Origin of the sequence: Alkalihalobacterium sp. APHAB7 (genome assembly GCF_048323755.1) — a bacterium.
Classification (GTDB): Bacteria; Bacillota; Bacilli; order Bacillales; family Bacillaceae_F; genus Alkalihalobacterium.
Genome location: NZ_JBLWFS010000027.1, coordinates 37869 through 56716 on the forward strand (window position 1 = coordinate 37869; position 18848 = coordinate 56716).

Genomic DNA, 18848 nt, shown 5'->3' on the forward strand with positions numbered 1-18848 from the left:
CATGAGTTTTTCACTAGAAGGTTATAAACGAGAACGAAATAAATTAATAGATAAACTTGATCATTATTCTATTGTTCTGAAAGATATGGAAAACGATCTGGAGTATAAAAAGATTTTAGGATTGAAAGAACAAATCTTGCAAGATCAATTCCAAGTAGTAGTTGTCGGTGAGTTTTCCCGAGGTAAATCGACGTTTATTAATGCATTACTAGGAAAAAGAATATTACCATCATCTGCAAAACCAACGACTGCAACACTTAACGTAATTACGTATAGTGAAGATCCTTTTATTCATTTACATTTTCATAATGAAAAGAAACAACCGATGAACGTCTCAGAAGAAACGTTTAAAAAATTAGTTGCTCCAAAAGATCCATTACAAGGTGATGAAGAGTCTGAAAAAGAGTATGAACAACAAATGCAAATCTTAAAGTCAATTAAATATGCAGAACTCGGGCATCCACTGTCATTTTGTTCAAGTGGTGTAACGATTATTGATACACCTGGAACGAATGACTTGGATCCAGCACGGGAACAAGTCACAAATAATATAATCCCAAAATCTGACGCAGCAATCCTTATATTATCTGCTATTAAAATATTGTCTGAGTCAGAAATTAGTTTTTTGCGAGACCGTTTATTAGCCAACGATATACAAAAAATTTTTATTGTTATCAATTTTAAAGATGAACTTGAAAACGAACAAGCGAAACAAAAAGTTCTGGACTATGCATATGAACATTTAAAAGACATCTTACACGAACCAAAGATCTTTCTAGTCGCTGCAAAAGAAGCTTTAAATGCTAGAAGAAAAGAACAAGGCGAAGAAATGATGACAAGGAGAGGGCGTCCTGTTCCGGTTTGGGATCTAAATGAAACAGGATTTATTGAACTTGAGGAAAGTCTTGCTCAATTTTTACAGTATGAGAGAGGAACGGTTAAATTAAAGAAACCGATTAAGCGCATTGAGAAGTCAATTGAAACCGTGGTTGAAAAACAAATCCATTTAGAAAAAAGAGCACTGTCCAATCAAATGGATGACTTACAAGAGAAAGTTGAAGCTTTTCGCCCAAAACTAAACCATGTAAAGCAAATTGGAACGGAAGCGCTTAAAAAGATTTCGTTTGAACTTCAAAAAAATGAAGATCCACTGGTTCGCTGGTACAGTACAGAACTCGATACCATTTCAAGAGAAGCGCTCACAATATTTGAAAATAACCGTTATTTAGGTGTAAACGAGATTACTAGGTTAGTTGAGAATGGGATTGCTCCATTAGAACGAGACTTGCACTTGAAGAAAAAAGAAAAAATTACGACAACCGTTAAAGCGTGTATTGATCGAATGAGTCAAACTTTAAATGAAGAATGGATACAACTTGAAGATGACCTGCAGACCATTTATCAACCAGATATGGATGGAAAAGTAGTTCGTTCTAAAAGAGAATCTGAACAAAATTCAGATCCGACAATTTTTGATGAAATATACAATGAACTCGATGTTGCATGGGATCAAAGTAACAGTTTCTTTGGAAAAGCAGCCATCGTTACTGGATTTATTGCTACAGGAATCGTCCATGGAGTTACATCAATTTTTAAAGCAGGATGGGCATGGTTGACTGGTGAAGATGAAAAGGCCAAACTAAAGCGTCACTTGGTTGCACAATTCGAGACAACAAAAAAACAAAAGGTGTCTGCTTTTAAAAAAGAATGGACTGGAATCGTTAAAGAAACAAAAAAACGCTATCAAAATGTGATTGATGACAATGTGGAACAAATGAATTCACAATTAAATAAACTGCTAGAATCGACAAGACTAGAAGAAGTTGATATTCAAAAACGCCTAGCAATTGTCCAACAGCGAGAAGCAGTACTTCTTAAAATACAAAAAGAGCTCAATAAACTAGATCAAGAGTTGAGTCAACATTTAAAAGTAAAGGCTGAGATACGATGAACTATACAGAAGAAAAACAAAAGATACTATCGAATGTACAAACCTTACTCGAAAAAGTCGCAGAGATCTTACCGAACAGTTCTCAATTTAGAGTTTTACTAGAATTAGAGGAAGATATTATTGAAGATTATTACTCTATCGTAGTCGTTGGGGAATTTAAACACGGAAAATCTACCTTTGTTAACGCGCTATTAGGTCGTGACATTATGCCTCGAGATGTGACACCGACAACAGCAACCATTAATGCTGTCTTTTATAGTGAGCAAGAGGAAGTGCAAATTTTAAAATCAAATGGTGAACTTGAACGTAGAGAACTCACCCTCGATACATTAAATGAGTATACGGCAGCCGCTGATTTTAACCCTAATGATATCAATTATCTTAAGTTGTTTCTTCCGGCAGAATTACTTCAAAATCGTGTCGTCCTTATTGATACTCCAGGAGTAAATGACTTGAATGATCATCGTTCTCAAATTACATACCAATTTATTCCGCGTGCCGATGTGATTTTATTTATGACGTCAATGACCGATGCTTTCAAGAACACAGAAAAAGAGTTTATACAAAATCAATTACAAAAAAACGGTCTAGACAAAACATTATTTATCGCGAACTTTCTCGATCGAATCGATGATGAAGAATTTGATGATGTTATGGAATTCATGAGTCGCCGTTTAGAAAAAATTACAGGCAACTCAACGTCACCACTTTATGCGCTTTCTTCAAAAGAAGCTTTAGAAGGTAAACTACATGCGGATGAGGAGTTGTTAAACTACTCAGGATTACTAGAAATAGAACGGGATATCCTCGCGCAAATTGAAGGTGGATCTAGAAGTAAAGAAAAGTTATCACGTTTTGAGACAAGGCTAGCACTACTTAGTGAAGTTATTCTGCAGGAAATCGAAACGTCTGAAGGACTTTCCAAACAATCAATCGAAGAATTGGAACAACAACAAAAGGTCGTTAAAGAATGGTTTGACAACAAAGCTCAGCTTGAAACTGAACTTCAGCACTATCTAACTGAGCGTGAAGAAGAAATTAAATTTATGGTGAGAAAATCTGTTAATTATTTCGGTGATCGCCTACGAGAAGATGTTGAAAATCGTATCCATACGTATCATGGACCGGATATTAAGTCATTGGTAGAAACTCAATTGCCATTTGCTATTAAGTCACAATTAACGCAATGGATCGATCAATATAGCGATCATATTAATAACTTATTTCATAAACTTCAACAGGAAGTTAGTCGTGGACTAGCTGAATCCTTTGAACAAAGTGTACGAATTCAAGCCTATCAATCTGAAAATATTCAATATAGTAATCCCATGCTATCCTTCGAAACCAAAAGTGGTAATGCCAATGTAAAAGCTGGTTTGGCCATGGGGGGCGCAAGTACAGTTGCACTCCTGCTCGGTGCTTCATTCTTCATTCCGATTGTTGGTATGGCAGGACTACCCTTTTTATCTCAAAAAATTGCAGAAAAACAACTCGAAAACCTTAAACCAGAATTAATTAGTACCGTACAATTGAAAACGAATGAGTTAATTGATCAATTCCAATTACAACTAGATCAATACATTCGCGACCAAATGTTTACGATTAAAGAGCAGTCTGTAGATGAGTTTCATCGGTTATTAAGCTCCTATTATAGAATGGTACAAGATGAAATTCGTAAGAAAACAGAAGAAACTAGTCAAATCAATGAATATCGAGCTAAATTAGAAGGTTGTAAAGAATGGATTGAAAGAATGAGTAATCAGAAGGAAGTGGTATTATGATCGATTGGACAAACCAAAACTTACCTGAAATCTCCAACACATTTGATAATGATTATAATTCAAAACTAACTACACCGATGCATCATGAAGTATTACCGATTAATCAATTCAGTACGTATAACGATTCAACCCATGAGATCATGCAATACCAGGATCCACTAAAATATTCTCAAAAGTTTCAGTTTAAACCATTGCAATTAGAGAACATCCATTTTGTGAAACCTCACTATGTAGACAGCTATGTACGAAGTGATGGAACCGTTGTACAAGGTTATTTCCGTGATGGCGATGGCGATACGTCAGTTAACCGAACTGTAGAACAAGGTGGAGGATACTTTAGATCGAACCCGGATGACAATCCATTTAATAATTTAAAATAATATAAAAGTGAGAAAACCGTTTAGATTTTGTCTACGTTTTTCTCACTTTTTACGTCAATCCTATTTCCCCCCGGCAAAAGGAGTAACATAAAAATTTAAGCTGTGGCAACTAGCAACATATATATGGCGTAATATTTAGTAAAATAGAAGTATATACAACTTCACCTAAATCCGGTAATTACACAACAATTTCAATGTGAAGGTAACTAAAGAACTCCACAAGGAAATAAGATGTAGGCCTAATGAAAGATACGGTGAAATTCATTTTTCGTAGGAGGAATAAAATGGATTACACTAATATGCACAAGTTAATAAATTATTTACGAGCGACATATAAAATTTTAGATGAAGAGTGGAAAAAATCGGTTCAAGCGTTAGGGTTAACGCAAGCGGAGCATCATTTATTAAGTATTGTTTATTATGAAAAGATAACATCGATGACTAAGTTAGCTCAACTCGGTTTAATTGATATATCAACGGTTATGCAAGTAACGAAAAGGCTAACGCAAAAAGGACTTATTACCATTGAAAAGGATGAAAGAGATCTGCGAGTATCCTATGTGAAGTTAACTGAATTAGGTGCTGAAAAAGTGAGGACGTCCTACGAGGGTACACTGAAGCTCCAAGCCTATATTGATCAATTCATAGCGAACAGTGAGGAAAATAAGAAATTCATGGAACAGTTGGCCGTTTTTCAACAAGAATTAAACCAGCATTTTCATGGAAGAGAATTTGTTGAATGGGTAGAAAAATCAAGTAAACGTGATATTCACGGCGCGTAGTTCGGTGTTTGGAAAAGAAATTAATAAAGGAACAGACCCAAATTTGGTGATCATGCAAAAAAGTTTAATAATGAACGAATCGTAATCCATAGGACAGGTGAAAACTTGTTCTTTTTTATTTGGTTAACTTCGTTCAAGGAACATTTAACTTTATTTTTGTCTATTTAATAAAGAAAAAATCGCTGGACTTGCGCATTTTGTAACCAATTTAACATAAAATAGTCTACGCTTAATTGGTTTATATTGTGGTAAAATATTCAAGAATAAGTAATTTTTTATCTTCTATAGAAAGTATGGCGAACACGAATGAAAAAAACAAAAGATTATTCGGCGAACAGTATGTATGGCATGGTTTCGACAGCCTCGAAGCCCGCGACAGATGCTGGCGTTGAGATGCTTGAAAAAGGCGGTAATGCGGTGGATGCTGCCGTTGCAGCTGCACTTTGTTTGGGCGTTACCGAACCGCAAGCTTCAGGAATTGGCGGGCAATCGATGGCGTTGCTTTATTTAAAAGAAGAAGACCGCGTGTTTGCTTTAGACGGCTCTTCCCGTGCGCCATTCAATGTTCAACCGATGAAAACACCAGATAAACCAATTAAATTAGGTTTGAAATCAACGACCGTTCCATCTACACCTGCCACTTTAGGATATATGCAAGAATCATACGGCAGGCTGACTTTTGCTGAAGTCGCAGCGCCAGCGATCCGCGCTGCCAAAGAAGGGTTTACTGTTTCTCCATTAATTCACAAGTTACTCAAAAAAGAAGTAGACCATTTACGTGAGGACCCTTTAATCGTTAAAAACTTTTTTGAGAATGGTGAACCGAAAACTACAGGTCAACTCATCCAGCAGCCAGAACTTGCTGCTACGCTAGAAACAATGGTGGAAAGAGGTTGGCAAGATTTATATGTAGGAATCATCGGACAACAAATCATCGAGGATATGAAAAAACGAGACGGCTTAATAACAGAAGCTGATCTATGCCAAATCCCGCTTCCAGTTGAAAGAGATGTGCTTTCGAGCAGCTATAGAGGGTACGATCTTTATACATTCCCGCCTCCTGGGGCAGGGCGAGTGCTTATTCAAATTTTAAATACTTTAGAAAGCTTTTCTCCTGACATACTGAATACAGAGGAGCCGATTGGCGCTGCTCTCTCTGCTTTAGCGTTCCAATTTGCGTTAACAAATCGACAGAACATGCCGATCCATCCTGATTATTATTTACAAACTGTAAATAATCTCATGTTAGATAAAGAATATGCAGCAGAAGTCGCTCAACTGATTTCTAGAATTGCCCAAACAAATTTACCCGATATGTATCCTGCACCTCCTTCTTCGGGTGAAACAACGCACCTGTCAGTTGCAGACAGAGAAGGCAATGCAGTCGGAATCACTCAATCGATTGAACTTGTGTTTGGTAGTAAACGCATGGCTAACGGCCTTGGATTTTTTTATAACAACTACATGAGTGCGTTTGATTATAAAAATATGACCCACCCATATTATCTTTTACCCGGTGGAAAGCCATGGAGCAGTGTTGCACCGACGCTTATTTTTAAAGACGGTGCACCGAGATTTTTATTAGGCAGTCCGGGAAGCAGTCGCATTTCGACTTCGCTGGCACAAGTGATTACTCGATTAATCGACCGCAACGAAAACTTAGATGCAGCCATTGCTGCACCGCGCTTTCATTCATCAGACACTGGACAGCTTTTAATTGAAAAAGCACGTTTTTCCGAAGAAGTCTTATCTGCCTTAACGAATACTGGGTTTGAATTAAAAAGAAGAGGGGCTTATAGTTTTTACCTAGGCTGTGTCCAAGGTATACAGTTCCCGAAAAAACAGGACGAACCATTTTACGGAGTTGCTGATCTAAGAAGAGATGGAACGGCAAAAGGACCAAATTTATTAATATAAAAGAAGGGTGAGGGTGCAATGAAAATCGCGATTGTGTATAACCGTGAAAGTCAAGCTGTTATCAATTTATTCGGAAAGCAAAATCGGGAGAAATACGGTCTTGAAACGATTCGAAATATTAGGGAGGCTTTAGTTGCTGGCGGTCATCAAGTGAAGACGTTTGAAGGAGATAAAAACATCATCGCGAAATTAGAAGAATTCATGCCATCTGTCGTATCCGGCGAACGGCCCGGTCTTGTTTTTAACTTAAGCTATGGTATTCAAGGAAAAGGACGCTATATGCACATCCCCGGAATTTTAGAAATGCTCGGAATTCCTTATGTCGGTTCAGGACCAGAAACACACGCTTTGGCACTCGATAAAGTCGTTACGAAAATGATTTTAATTCAAAGAGGACTTCCTACACCTAGATTTACCGTCATGGAAAAGCCGGAATCGCCGATCATGGATAACTTAAACTATCCACTCATTGTAAAACCAAAAGATGAAGCGGTCTCATTCGGACTTAAAGTTGTTCACAATGAAGAAGAGCTGCGAGCAGGGGTTCAACTCATCTATGAAACGTTCCACGCTCCTACATTAGTAGAGGAATATATCGAAGGTCGTGAAGTCAATGTCGGTCTACTCGGAAATAACCCGGTAGAAGCGCTTCTGCCTGTCGAACTGGTCTTCGGTGAAGGAGAACAGATTTATACATACGAAGATAAAAAGAACAAAAGCGGAAGGACCGTACAAAAGGTATGTCCAGCGCCGCTTTCTGAAGAACAAACAAAAGAAATTCAACAGCTTGCGATCGATACGTTTAACGCATTAGGTTGCTATGACAGTGCCCGTGTTGACTTCCGTATCGATAAAGATGGAAAACCGTATATTCTAGAAGTGAATTCGATGGCAAGCTTAGGTGCTGACGGCTCTTTTGTTTTCGCTGCTGAAACGATGGGGTTAAGCTATGCTGACTTAATGAACAAGCTGATCGATATCACGAATGAACGCTATTTTGGTCCGTATTTTCTCGACAACAATATTGAAGAAGGCAAAGACCAACTAGAGCTTATCTCAGCGATTACACAAAAACGCGATAAAATTGAAGCTGATTTAAAACGTTGGACAAACATTTCAAGCTGGACGGAAGATCCTGTCGGGTTAAGTACGATCCGCAGACGTTTAGAAGAGCGGTTAAAAGCTTTAGACTTACGACTTGTTGAAGAACATACGAACGGACGATCGGCTTGGACTTGGGAAACAAAAGAGGGCTTTGAAGATGGCACGTTACTCGTGATTCCAATCGATATCCCTGGAGAGCGAACAGGCTTTCCGATTCCATACCGTACCGAGCAAGAGTGGATCTACGGGGAAGGTGTGGCTTCGAGTCGCGGTGGTCTCGTTACAATATTAACGGCTTTAGAAGCACTTCATGCACAAGGATTACTGTCAGAAAAGAAAGTCGGTGTCTATTTTTATTCGGACGAAGGAAGAGGGATGCGCTACAGCAACTCTACCTTACGTAAAGCAGCGCAAAAATCAAAACAAGTCATTGTCCTTCAACCAGGATTTACAGATGGGAAAATTGCCGACCAACGACGGGGTTCAAAACAATATAGCATTATTGTAGAAGGCGATCCGATGCGAATCGGGAAACAAACGAATGAGACTGATGTTCTTAGTGATTTTATTCAAAAAGCAGAAAAGCTTAAGAAATTTAGCAGTCGTAATAAAAAATTAACTGTTGCCGTTCAAGACGTACGTTCGCAGCGCTATAGTGTGTTATTGCCACATCGAGTTCATGCGACAGTCGTTGTCACGTATGTAGACGAAAAGCTAGCGGAAGATGTTGAAAAACAAATCCGAGAAACGTTTACATCCAAGTCTAGCGGCATGCGAGCTTATGTTGAAACATTAGTCGAACGACCGCCATTATTACGTAAGCATAATAACCCGGTGATTGCACAACTTCAAGAATTAAGCAGTAAATGGAACTTGCCGTTTGGAATGGAGTCGAGTCTTCTAGCGACGGCTGCTGGGGAAATCCCAACGAATATCCCGGTGGTGTGTGGGTTCGCGCCGGCTAGTAAACATCTATATACACCAACCGAAGCGATCCATCGAAGTGAATTAATTCAACGTTCTTTATTACTCGGGTTGTTTTTACTAGAACAATAAGATGAAAGATACGAAAAAGAAATTACCTATTGTGATATCAGTTCCCCACGGGGGACTGATGATCCCAACCAATCTAATTAAGAAATGCTTGCTTACACCCGAAGAAGTTTTGCTTGATTGTGACACATGGTCTCATGAGATTTATGACTTTAATGGTATGGTGGAAGAGTTTGTCACCACACCCATCGCTCGGATTGTCGTTGATATGAACCGTGACCGACAGGATCTGCCACCGCAAAATCCTGATGGCGTCGTCAAAACGTTGTCTGTCGTCCAAAAGCCGGTCTGGAATACAGAAAATGGAAGTTTATCACAAGCGGAAATTCAAGTGTTATTAGAGAGTTACTATTCGAATTATCATAAACAGCTAGAAGCCGCCGCCACCAACCCTAACGTTGTGTTAGGAATTGACTGTCATACGATGCTCGATGTCGGTCCCGTAGCCATAGGGGCGAATTGGGAGAAGCGCCCGCTGTTTTGTCTCGGTAACCGCGGGTCTGAAACCGGCCACTCGAAAGGCGAGCCGATCACAGCACCTGTTGAAATAATGGAAAAATTGAAGGCGTTACTTGAAAACAAATTCAGTGAATATAAAGAAGAAGCCGAAGGAATGCCACTCGTCACACTCAATCAACCATTTGCGGGCGGTTATATTACGAGGCATCACGGCAACAAAGGAAACATCCCGTGGATCCAAATAGAAATCAACCGGCGTATGTATTTACCCGAACCATCCGAAAAACTAAAAGTCATCCCGCCCAAGAAAACGCAAATCAAACTCAAAAAGTTCCGTGATGATTTGTATGAAGTATTTAAGGAGTTGGTTGAGGAGTAGAGTATAGATTAATCTGATCACTCACACACGAAGAATGTTTCAATTGAGTTCCCGTTACTATTGAAAACCTATAATAAGAGACTTAAAAAAGGCTATCAAGGTACCCACCCCCAACAGTTAGAGTAGAACACTAACTGTTGGTTTTTTTAATTGATATTTAATTTTTCCTTACACATTCAATTTCCAATATGGTTAAATATGTATATAACGCTAATTATTTTCCTTTCTATGAGGAGGGTGTATGAGAGACCATACCATACAAAACCGTCTTAAACGGTATCTATTAGATCGACTTCAATTATTAAATATAGAAGAACTAGAGTTGCCGGCGCAAGCAAAGAATGAGTTTGATGACATATATCACCATTCAATACTAGCAGGTGAAGGAAAGTCTATTTCTTATAAAAGTAACTACCCGGTCTATCAGTTTTTAAATTATATCATTGAGAATAAAAATGTATTAGTGCATGGTTCTAATAACCCCGTAATCAATAGCTTCGAACCAAAAGAAAGTACGCTTTTTAATGGGAGGCCAATAAAAGCTGTGTTTGCCGCAAGTGATGGCGTATGGTCATTATTTTTTTCTGTTAAAAATCGAAGAGACTATGCAGGTTCATTAAGAAATCTTTGCTTGACTGTTCCAACAAAGAAAGGCATCAGACGTTACTATTATTTTTCTATTAATAATGAAGATGTATAGGACATTTGGACACCTGGTACCATATATATTTTGCCTAAAGATCAGTTTAAACGAGGTGGAATTGGAGATGAGTGGGTATGTGAACAAAATGTAAAGCCACTGGCGAAACTATCCGTGGCCCCAACGGATTTCCCTTTTTTAGAAGAAATCAGAACACATGCAGAGACTGAGTCTATTATAAAAACAATATTGAAAGCTTTGTTTTTCAAAAGAAACAACAACTCAAAATAGTTGACTTAAACTCTTGAGCATCGGGGGAACGGAAGCGGTCTCCAACGGTCCTTATTTGTGACAAAACCAGTATTTTCAAGAGTTTAGGGACCTCAGAAGTTCTTATTCTCTGTAAAATCCATCATTCACACAATAAAAGTGACAAATAAGGGCCTCTCAGTGCCCTAACATTAGGAAAATGGTAGATTTAGAGGAAATAAGGGCTTCTCAGTCACCTAAAGTTTACCGCATTGAAAAAGCGACGCAAGGCGAACTGAGAAACTACCTTGTGAAAAAGGTAGGATTTATACATCTTGTTGAATTTTACGGTGAGACCTAACGGCTTCAATTGCAAAAACAAAACAATAGATTAGAAGAAATGTAGGTAATTAACTTGAGAATTTTTAAATCCTTTCTTTTATACACATTAGCTATCATAGTCATCGTTACCTTAACGATCGCGCTTTATATAATCATTGTAGCGTTACAAGGTATGTTGTTTGTACCTGAAGAGTACGTGATGTGGGTTTTTAAATATCCTGCTTCAAGGTTCGTGATTGTTTACGAAATCCTCCTTATTTTAAGTTTCTTTTACATGCTTAATCGACGAACGAAAAAATCAGTTGAAATAGAAGCGTTTCCAGTAAAGAAACCATGGGGAAGGAAATTTAGGAAGCGACTTTACTTCGCTGTCGTGATGATCAACATCGTGTTGTTTTACATTATCTTAACTTCTGTCACTGTTATTACAACTACTAAAATCATCGATTATTCCTATCTAGCACCTAAGGGGAAGGAATATAGCTACCATGATATTGTTGAGATCAATACGGGTGTGTATGGTGACCAATTTTACCTGCCCTTTACCCATTCAAAGGGACAATTCTATTATGTTATTGAATTAAAAGATGGTACGAAAATCGATATAACAGAGGTCGGCGGGGTAAAAGACAATGAGCATGAATATTTCATGATTGCTGAACTCGATACTCAACTCGTAAACATAAACATCCCAAAAGTGGCGAGTATGGACAATTTCCATTACAGTACAGACCATTTAGATGAGAAGTATACCAACCAAATACGGAAAATACTAGAGAATACAAATTAAGAAGCGGACGGCTAGGATATCATCGGATTTCCTAGTCTTTTTAGTTATCGTGTCATTTATCATTTTACGACCCTAAATCAATGGCGAAAGTCTATCAAACTTGAAATCATCCACAGGATGGAAAAAAAGAATTTTAATTCCAAAAAAAGTATTGACACACATTAAAGTATAGTAATATTATAAAACGTATAAGATTACTCGGATATAAAAGTGCTGACTGGAAAAACCAGAGGTCCTTCTTCTGTAAGAGTAGACAATATTATTGTAGGAGGATCATCGAATGTTATCAAACCTAAAAGGACCACAAGAAGTGAAAGAACCTTCAAATGAAGGAAAGAAAAGAAATTGGAACACTGAAGATTGGTGGGCCGTTTGGTTAGGCTTTGGCGTTATAGTTTTAGTCCTTATCAATTTTATACCTAAACCTACATTACCTGCTCGCTGGGGATCAGGGGATCAACAAGGGATTTTAAATACGATTCCGAGTGAAGGTTTCATACCTGTTGTCATTACCGGAATTGTAGCGTTATTCATTTTTTTCTTAGCGATTCGTTTTTTAAAAAAGGAAATTAGTAATCAGTTTCTTGTGGCATTTCCAGTTCTTTTTGCATTAACTTTACTTGCATACGTACTTGGACAGTATGGACCTTGGCGTCATTACGGGTTTAACGATGTCATCTGGGCGTTAGCCATCGGGTTATTTATAAGTAATGTTTTAAAAACACCGGCGTTTTTAAAAAGCGTTTTGCATACAGAGTTGTATATTAAAGCTGGATTAGTTTTACTAGGCGCTTCAATTTTATTTGATCGTATGTTAGCTCTTGGTTTGTTAGGTGTTGGGGTCGCTTGGGTCGTCACGCCGATCGTTATTATTGTGATGTACTGGTTCTCGCAGCGTTACTTAAAAATGAACGACCAAAAAGAATTAGCCATAACCATTTCATCAGCAACAGCAGTGTGTGGTGTATCTGCAGCAATTGCATCGGGAACTGCGGCCAAGGCGAAAAAAGAAGAAATTACACTGGCAATTTCGATCACATTAATTTTTACAATCTTAATGATGTTAGGGATGCCTGCACTTGTTCGGTTGTTTGGTATGGACCCGATCGTAGGAGGAGCTTGGCTTGGTGGTACAATTGATGCAACAGGAGCAGTAGTTGCCGCCGGTTCTTTACTAGGCGATGAAGCTATGGAAGTCGCTTCCGTCATTAAAATGGTACAAAACATTTTAATTGGATTTGTTGCGGTCGCGATTGCCATTTTCTTTGTATCACGCGTTGAAAACAAAGGGACGACTAGCAAGAAGGAAATTTCTGGAAAAGAAATTTGGGTGCGTATGCCAAAGTTTATTTTAGGGTTTATCGGTGCCTCACTGATTTTCTCATTCCTACTACCGGATCAAACGGTTGAAGCAGCCTTACCAACCATAGATGGCTATCGTGGCTTATTTTTTACATTAGCCTTTGTCAGCATTGGCTTAGAGTCCAACTTTAAAGAACTAGCTAAAGGTGTTAGAGGTGGTAAACCTATCATTCTATACATCGTCGGTCAGCTGTTCAATATCATCTTAACGTTACTTGCAGCTTGGGTGTTCTTTAGTGGAACCTTCTTCACACTACCATTCTAGGAGATGGAATGATGAAAAAAATCTTGAATTTAATAGGTTTTGTCGTCGTTATTTTTGTAGTAACGTCTGTATTGCACCTCTTACCTGGAGCACCTTCAGATGAACCTGGAGCAGGCGACATCTGGTGGATGAATGTTCCTGAGATTAACGAGATGTATGAGAAAATGAACGAGAAGACGCAGGGATAAGAAAATTGGAAAACAACAAATGCCTATAAACACGCACATAAAAAACGGGGAACTTCAGAAGAAATCGACCAACAGCCACCACAAATTTTCCCACGCCCATCCTACGTTAAGCTTTATACAGTGGAATCATAATAAAAATAACAACGGTCAAGAGCTTGCTGAAAGCTTTTGGCCTTATTTTTTTAGCTGAAAATAAGTTTATAATAAGAGAGTGTTTGGAAAGAATGATAGATTGTTAATCTAAATTAATTGAAAATAATTCTATGTAAAAAAGATTTCAAAACGATATTCGTACTCAACTTATCCAGTTTCAGGGAATTTTGACCATAAAACTCCTTTTTGCGCTCACTTTATCCAGTATAAGGAAAAAACAGACCACAAAACTCAAATACATGCCCAATATATCCATTATAAGGAAAGACAGCTCACAAAAATCATTTTAGCAACGATAGCGTCGGCCCAGAGAGTAGACCCCATTACCGAAGAAGCTACAGTAAGAAATTTTTTTATTTAAAAATGAACTTTCTTAAAAGCTGAGGACTCTTATAGGGGAGAGGAAGAGAGGTGAAGGCATGAATGTCATTCGATTAGTTAAAAAAGCGAAAAAAGGAAACAAAGAAGCATTGCTGCAATTAATTATGGCTGAAAAAGATGTGTACTATAAGTTAGCTCTCACCTACATGGGGAACTCACACGATGCCATGGATGCGATGGAAGAAATGATCGTAACACTGTATGAAAAAATTGATCAACTAAAAAACGAAGACGCCTTCTATAGTTGGAGCAAAACCATCTTAGTGAACTGCTGTAAAACACTACTCCGTAAGCAAAAGAAAATCGTCCTCATTGAAGAATGGAGTATGACGAATGAAAGTGAAGCGGGGCATGCGCTAAAAGTGAACCCGTATGTTCGGACAGAAAGGCAAATCGACATTCAACAACTGTTACTTCATTTAAATGACCATCAACGAGAGGCGATTCAATTAAAATACTTTCACGACCTTGACTATCAAACGATAGCAGTGATGACAAATGTCTCTGTTGGTACGGTGAAATCGAGAGTTTTTCAAGGTCTAAAAAAACTAAGAGAACACTATGGGGGTGAGGTGGATGAGTAACATCGAAAAGCGTTTAGAAGAAGAAAAAAAGCGTCTGGATAACATGACAGCACCTGAGGAACTAGAAGCGAGATTGAGAGGAGCACTAGAGAACCGAACGACGGTTAAAAAACCGAAACGCAAAACACCGCTTTTCGGTGCTGCAGCTGTCGCCTTACTTTTCATGGTGATTGTTGGCTATCATTACAATGGATTTGCTTATTACGGGAAGAAACTGTTTGGTTTTGATGAAGTCATCACAGGTACATTAAAAGAACTAAATGAAGAAGAGATGGGCCAAATCATAGATAAGCAAAAACAATTAGCAGACGGAACGATGTTCACAGTGGACGGAATTATGACCGATGCCAATCAGCTGATCCTGTACTATACATTAACCAATCCGAACGGTCTTTCTTATGACGATCATTTCCGGTTTTACCGAATGACTGGCTTTCTAACCAACTCTATTGCCGTTGGAGGTCAATCTCTACTCAATGAAGAGGAGAATGAAATCAAAGGAATGATGTCATTTGAACACGTTAGTCCTTTTTCAAAAGAATTAACTTTGCAATTCTCGTATCAATCACTAAACGGCCAAACGATCGAAGATACCATTTCTTTCCCGTACAATCCAAATCAAGCGATGCAAACCGAAATTAAACAGTCGATTCGAAAAACTGTAAACGTCGATCAAGGAAAAGTTACCTTTCATTCGATTACAGCCACACCGACAATGACGGTGATTGACGGAAAGTTACAAGTTGATAATTTTGATCGCGTCAACTATGCATTAGGTGGTATTGATTTAGTTGCTAATGATGAAGTCGTACAACAACTAGGAGGCGGAAGTACTTCTTCTATAAGAGGCATTAATTTTGATATCCGCTTTGACGCCTTACCTCAGCCATTACAGTCACTAGAACTCGTCATGAAGCAGTTTGTTGGCTATGAAAAACTAGACCAAACGATCAACCTTGCAAAGACTGGCGAAAACCCAATTTCTCTTTTTGACGGGAAATTATTATGGATCACTGACGTGTCAACAACCACAACTGGAACAGAAATAACGATTGCAACAGAAGATGACGTGATGCTGGACGGTGTCTCTATAAAAGCACGGGATAAAATTACGGAGTTACGGACGATCGTCAACCAAACCGAATTAAAACTAGATGACGGAACGATTTTAAAACAACGAACCTTGTTGTTTGACACCGTAGGCGAACCCGAACTATTAGTAATAGAAGGAATGCACTACATGAAAAGATACAACAAGACCATTGTTATACCAATAAAATAATCGGTATGTGGCACCTTTTAAATGGTACCAGGTACCTGTCGACCAAATTGACAGGTACCTGGTACCATTTTTACTGAACGAAACAAACATTCTCTTATGAGTTCTTCTGACACGGATATCTTATAGTACGCATTAGTAGTTTTATATACCTACTCAAAACGAAAATACCCAAAACTTTCAGACTAATATAAACTATATGAATATAGTATAAAAGCACCAGTTACCAAATATTTCTGATATACTATTTTTTGAGAATAAATAAGAGAGGAAGAACATCATGTTTAAAAAAATACAGAACAAAATCATGGTGCTAATTGCTGCGATGTTAGTTGTGACTATAGTAACAGTCTCTTATGTTACCTACAATCAAACAAGAAACGTTATAGAAAGCAGCACCCAGCATGAAGCAAGTAATGTTGTTAACGAGATTACGAGATATACAAATCAATACTTTGAAGGATTTGCGAACCAACTAATGATGTTTAGTCAAGATCAACGAATGATCGATTACAACACAGCCATAAACGAAGAAGACAGTGAAACGATTTCTTCAATGCACAATGCAATTGGTGAGAGTTTTTCAGCGTATATGAAAATGTATGAAAGTATTGACGCATCATTTATCGGTACGCCAACAAAGGTGATGGAAACGTTTCCTGCAACTAGCTTAGGAGATGATTTTGATCCCACAATCCGACCATGGTACATTCAAGCACAAAATAATCCGAACGAAGTCATTTGGACCGATCCTTACCAATCTGCATCAGAAGATGGCGAACTAATCGTTACTGGAGCCAAAGCGGTACTAGATCCCGCAACTGGAAATCTTCTAGGCGTCATTGGAATGAATATTTCACTAGATGGTCTAACTGCGATCGTGAACCAAGTAGATGTAAACTATCAAGGGTTCGCTGCGCTTTTTGATGCAAATGGAACCGCTCTTGTTCACCCAACTTTAACAGGGGAAGATCTCTCAGAAAATGAAACAATTAGACAAATGCTTTCAGGAGATCAAAGTGGTTATATCCATTACCATTTCGATGGTTTAGATCGATTTATGTATTACAGCACAGTCTCGGCAACAGGGTGGAAAGTGAATGCTGTGTACATCATCGATAATATGCTGGCTGACCTATATGACATACGTAATAAGATTGTAATGATTGCTTTTGTCATGTTATCGTTATCGCTCATCGTAGCTTATTTTGTTTCTCGTAATATAACTAACCCATTAAAAGCACTACAATCCCATGTACGCAAAGTTGCGGCCGGTGATTTAACAGTCGTAGCCACGACGAAGTCACGAGATGAGGTCGGTGAGTTAACGAATAGCTTTAACGAAATGACAAACATCATGAAAGCACTAATTCAATCTGTTCAATCATCTGCCAATGAAGTTAACAATTCCGCAGAGAGTTTAAGTGCAATATCGGAAGAATCGATTGCATCTAGTGAAGAAGTTTCTTCGGCTGTTGCTGAAATTGCAAGTGGAGCAGTAAAGCAAGTAGACGATGTAGAAGACATGAAGAACCGAACCATGGAATTATCAGATCAAATTGAAAAAGTCACAAAAGAAACCTATTCAATGGAAACCGTATCGAACAGCACGAAACAAGTCAGTGAAAACGGGACATTAAAAGTAGATACGTTACAGGAAAAAACAGTCGAGGCCAATGAAGTACTTCACAATGTGGAAAATGTAGTAACCGGCTTATATGAAAAAATTACCGATATTGAACATGTAATGAGTACAATCAATGGCATATCTGAACAAACGAATTTACTTGCTTTAAATGCGAGTATCGAAGCAGCAAGAGCAGGAGAACACGGAAAAGGCTTCGCCGTTGTAGCCAATGAAGTTCGAAAATTAGCCGAGGAATCATCACAAGCAACAGTAAGAGTAAGTGAAACGATAAGCGGAATTTTTACGCAATCTGAAAAAGTAAAATCGGAGATTAATCGAACAAAAGAAATTTTCACCTTACAAACCGAAGCAGTCGATGACACACAAGCTGCTTTTAAACAAATTGTCGCTTCCATCGAAGACATTGTTTCGTCTCTATCGACGATCCGCACCGAAGTAGAGGTCATGTCAGATCAAAAAGATATGGTAATCGACGGCATTCAAAATATCGCGGCTGTCGCAGAAGAGGCATCTGCATCCGTTGAAGAGGTTAATGCCGCAAGTGACCAACAAGTAGACGCATTAACACAAGTAGCGAGTTCTGCAGAAGAACTAAACCAAGCAAGTTCCCAGTTACTAGAACTTGTGAAGCAATTCAAAGTAAAATAAACAAACAGCCCATTCATGCCGCTTAAAGCATGGATGGGCTGTTTTTATGGTAGAGACGGTCGCACCTTGCTGACTTTTATGAATGAACCGGTGGAGAAGTAAACGACATACCACGTCACGTTACTTCTATGTTCTGCTCGACCCAATTTTTGTAAACATACTGAATAGTGTTCGGTAAAGGGGAAATGTGGGGAATTGAGTAACCAATACCATCGTTGGATCCAACCATGAGAAAATAACAGGAGATGGCGTAAACCATTACACTTTTTGTACTCATATGGTTTGAGTTAGAGCCTTATTACTTGAGAGAGAAACCCGATAAGCCTAAAATCAATATAAATCATTAATATATACAGCAATAATTAAAAAAAGGAGAATAGTATGATTAAAAGGTACCCTTTGTAAAGGACATTTTTAAAAAAGGCTTAGGCCACCTTTAAAAGGTGATTTCTGTATTGCACAGGAGTCATCTTTTTTAGGTTCCATTGATATCTAGTATGGTTATAATGGCGG

Annotated in this window: 15 protein-coding genes; 14 read left to right on the forward strand and 1 reads right to left on the reverse strand. The window is 38.3% G+C overall.

Features of this window, described 5'->3' with window-relative positions:
- Position 1 precedes the first annotated feature (1 nt).
- From ACNSTQ_RS19295 to ACNSTQ_RS19360, 14 genes are all read left to right on the forward strand, one after another.
- Positions 2-1951 (forward strand): dynamin family protein, encoded by a 1950-nt coding sequence (locus ACNSTQ_RS19295; protein ID WP_418201413.1) that lies wholly within the window; start codon positions 2-4, stop codon positions 1949-1951.
- The gene (locus ACNSTQ_RS19300; protein WP_418201414.1) at positions 1948-3732 is read left to right on the forward strand and encodes a dynamin family protein; all 1785 of its coding nucleotides are present in this window, start codon (positions 1948-1950) and stop codon (positions 3730-3732) included. The genes ACNSTQ_RS19295 and ACNSTQ_RS19300 overlap by 4 nt, the downstream gene beginning before the upstream one ends.
- Positions 3729-4112, forward strand: a complete 384-nt coding sequence (locus ACNSTQ_RS19305; RefSeq protein ID WP_418201415.1) for a hypothetical protein — start codon at positions 3729-3731, stop codon at positions 4110-4112. Before ACNSTQ_RS19300 ends, ACNSTQ_RS19305 begins: the two co-directional genes overlap by 4 nt.
- 284 nt (positions 4113-4396) lie before the next feature.
- Positions 4397-4894, forward strand: coding sequence for a MarR family transcriptional regulator (locus tag ACNSTQ_RS19310; protein ID WP_418201416.1), 498 nt, complete (start codon positions 4397-4399; stop codon positions 4892-4894).
- Positions 4895-5200: 306 nt separating this feature from the next.
- Positions 5201-6811 (forward strand): gamma-glutamyltransferase family protein, encoded by a 1611-nt coding sequence (locus ACNSTQ_RS19315; RefSeq protein ID WP_418201417.1) that lies wholly within the window; start codon positions 5201-5203, stop codon positions 6809-6811.
- 18 nt (positions 6812-6829) lie between these two features.
- On the forward strand, positions 6830-8971 hold the full coding sequence (locus ACNSTQ_RS19320; protein WP_418201418.1) for a M20/M25/M40 family metallo-hydrolase: 2142 nt from the start codon (positions 6830-6832) through the stop codon (positions 8969-8971).
- A gap of 31 nt (positions 8972-9002) precedes the next feature.
- Positions 9003-9806 carry an N-formylglutamate amidohydrolase gene (locus tag ACNSTQ_RS19325; protein ID WP_418201419.1) on the forward strand — a complete coding sequence of 268 codons (804 nt, stop codon included), beginning with the start codon at positions 9003-9005 and terminating at the stop codon, positions 9804-9806.
- Between the two features lie 241 nt (positions 9807-10047).
- Positions 10048-10506 (forward strand): hypothetical protein, encoded by a 459-nt coding sequence (locus tag ACNSTQ_RS19330; protein ID WP_418201420.1) that lies wholly within the window; start codon positions 10048-10050, stop codon positions 10504-10506.
- 604 nt (positions 10507-11110) lie between these two features.
- Positions 11111-11827: a hypothetical protein gene (locus ACNSTQ_RS19335; RefSeq protein WP_418201421.1), complete on the forward strand. Its 717-nt coding sequence runs from the start codon at positions 11111-11113 to the stop codon at positions 11825-11827.
- A 280-nt stretch (positions 11828-12107) separates the two neighbouring features.
- Positions 12108-13454: a YeiH family protein gene (locus ACNSTQ_RS19340; RefSeq protein ID WP_418201422.1), complete on the forward strand. Its 1347-nt coding sequence runs from the start codon at positions 12108-12110 to the stop codon at positions 13452-13454.
- An 11-nt stretch (positions 13455-13465) separates the two neighbouring features.
- On the forward strand, positions 13466-13642 hold the full coding sequence (locus tag ACNSTQ_RS19345; protein ID WP_418201423.1) for a hypothetical protein: 177 nt from the start codon (positions 13466-13468) through the stop codon (positions 13640-13642).
- A gap of 572 nt (positions 13643-14214) precedes the next feature.
- Complete coding sequence (locus ACNSTQ_RS19350) at positions 14215-14760, forward strand: sigma-70 family RNA polymerase sigma factor (RefSeq protein ID WP_418201424.1); 546 nt, start codon at positions 14215-14217, stop codon at positions 14758-14760.
- Entirely contained in the window at positions 14753-16042 is a 1290-nt protein-coding gene (locus tag ACNSTQ_RS19355) for a DUF4179 domain-containing protein (RefSeq protein WP_418201425.1), read from the forward strand. The genes ACNSTQ_RS19350 and ACNSTQ_RS19355 overlap by 8 nt, the downstream gene beginning before the upstream one ends.
- A 277-nt stretch (positions 16043-16319) precedes the next feature.
- Positions 16320-18335, forward strand: a complete 2016-nt coding sequence (locus ACNSTQ_RS19360; protein WP_418201426.1) for a methyl-accepting chemotaxis protein — start codon at positions 16320-16322, stop codon at positions 18333-18335.
- Between the two features lie 425 nt (positions 18336-18760).
- Here the strand turns inward: ACNSTQ_RS19360 and ACNSTQ_RS19365 are convergent.
- Positions 18761-18848: IS3 family transposase (locus tag ACNSTQ_RS19365; protein WP_418201429.1), on the reverse strand; the 88-nt coding region annotated here is incomplete at its 5' end.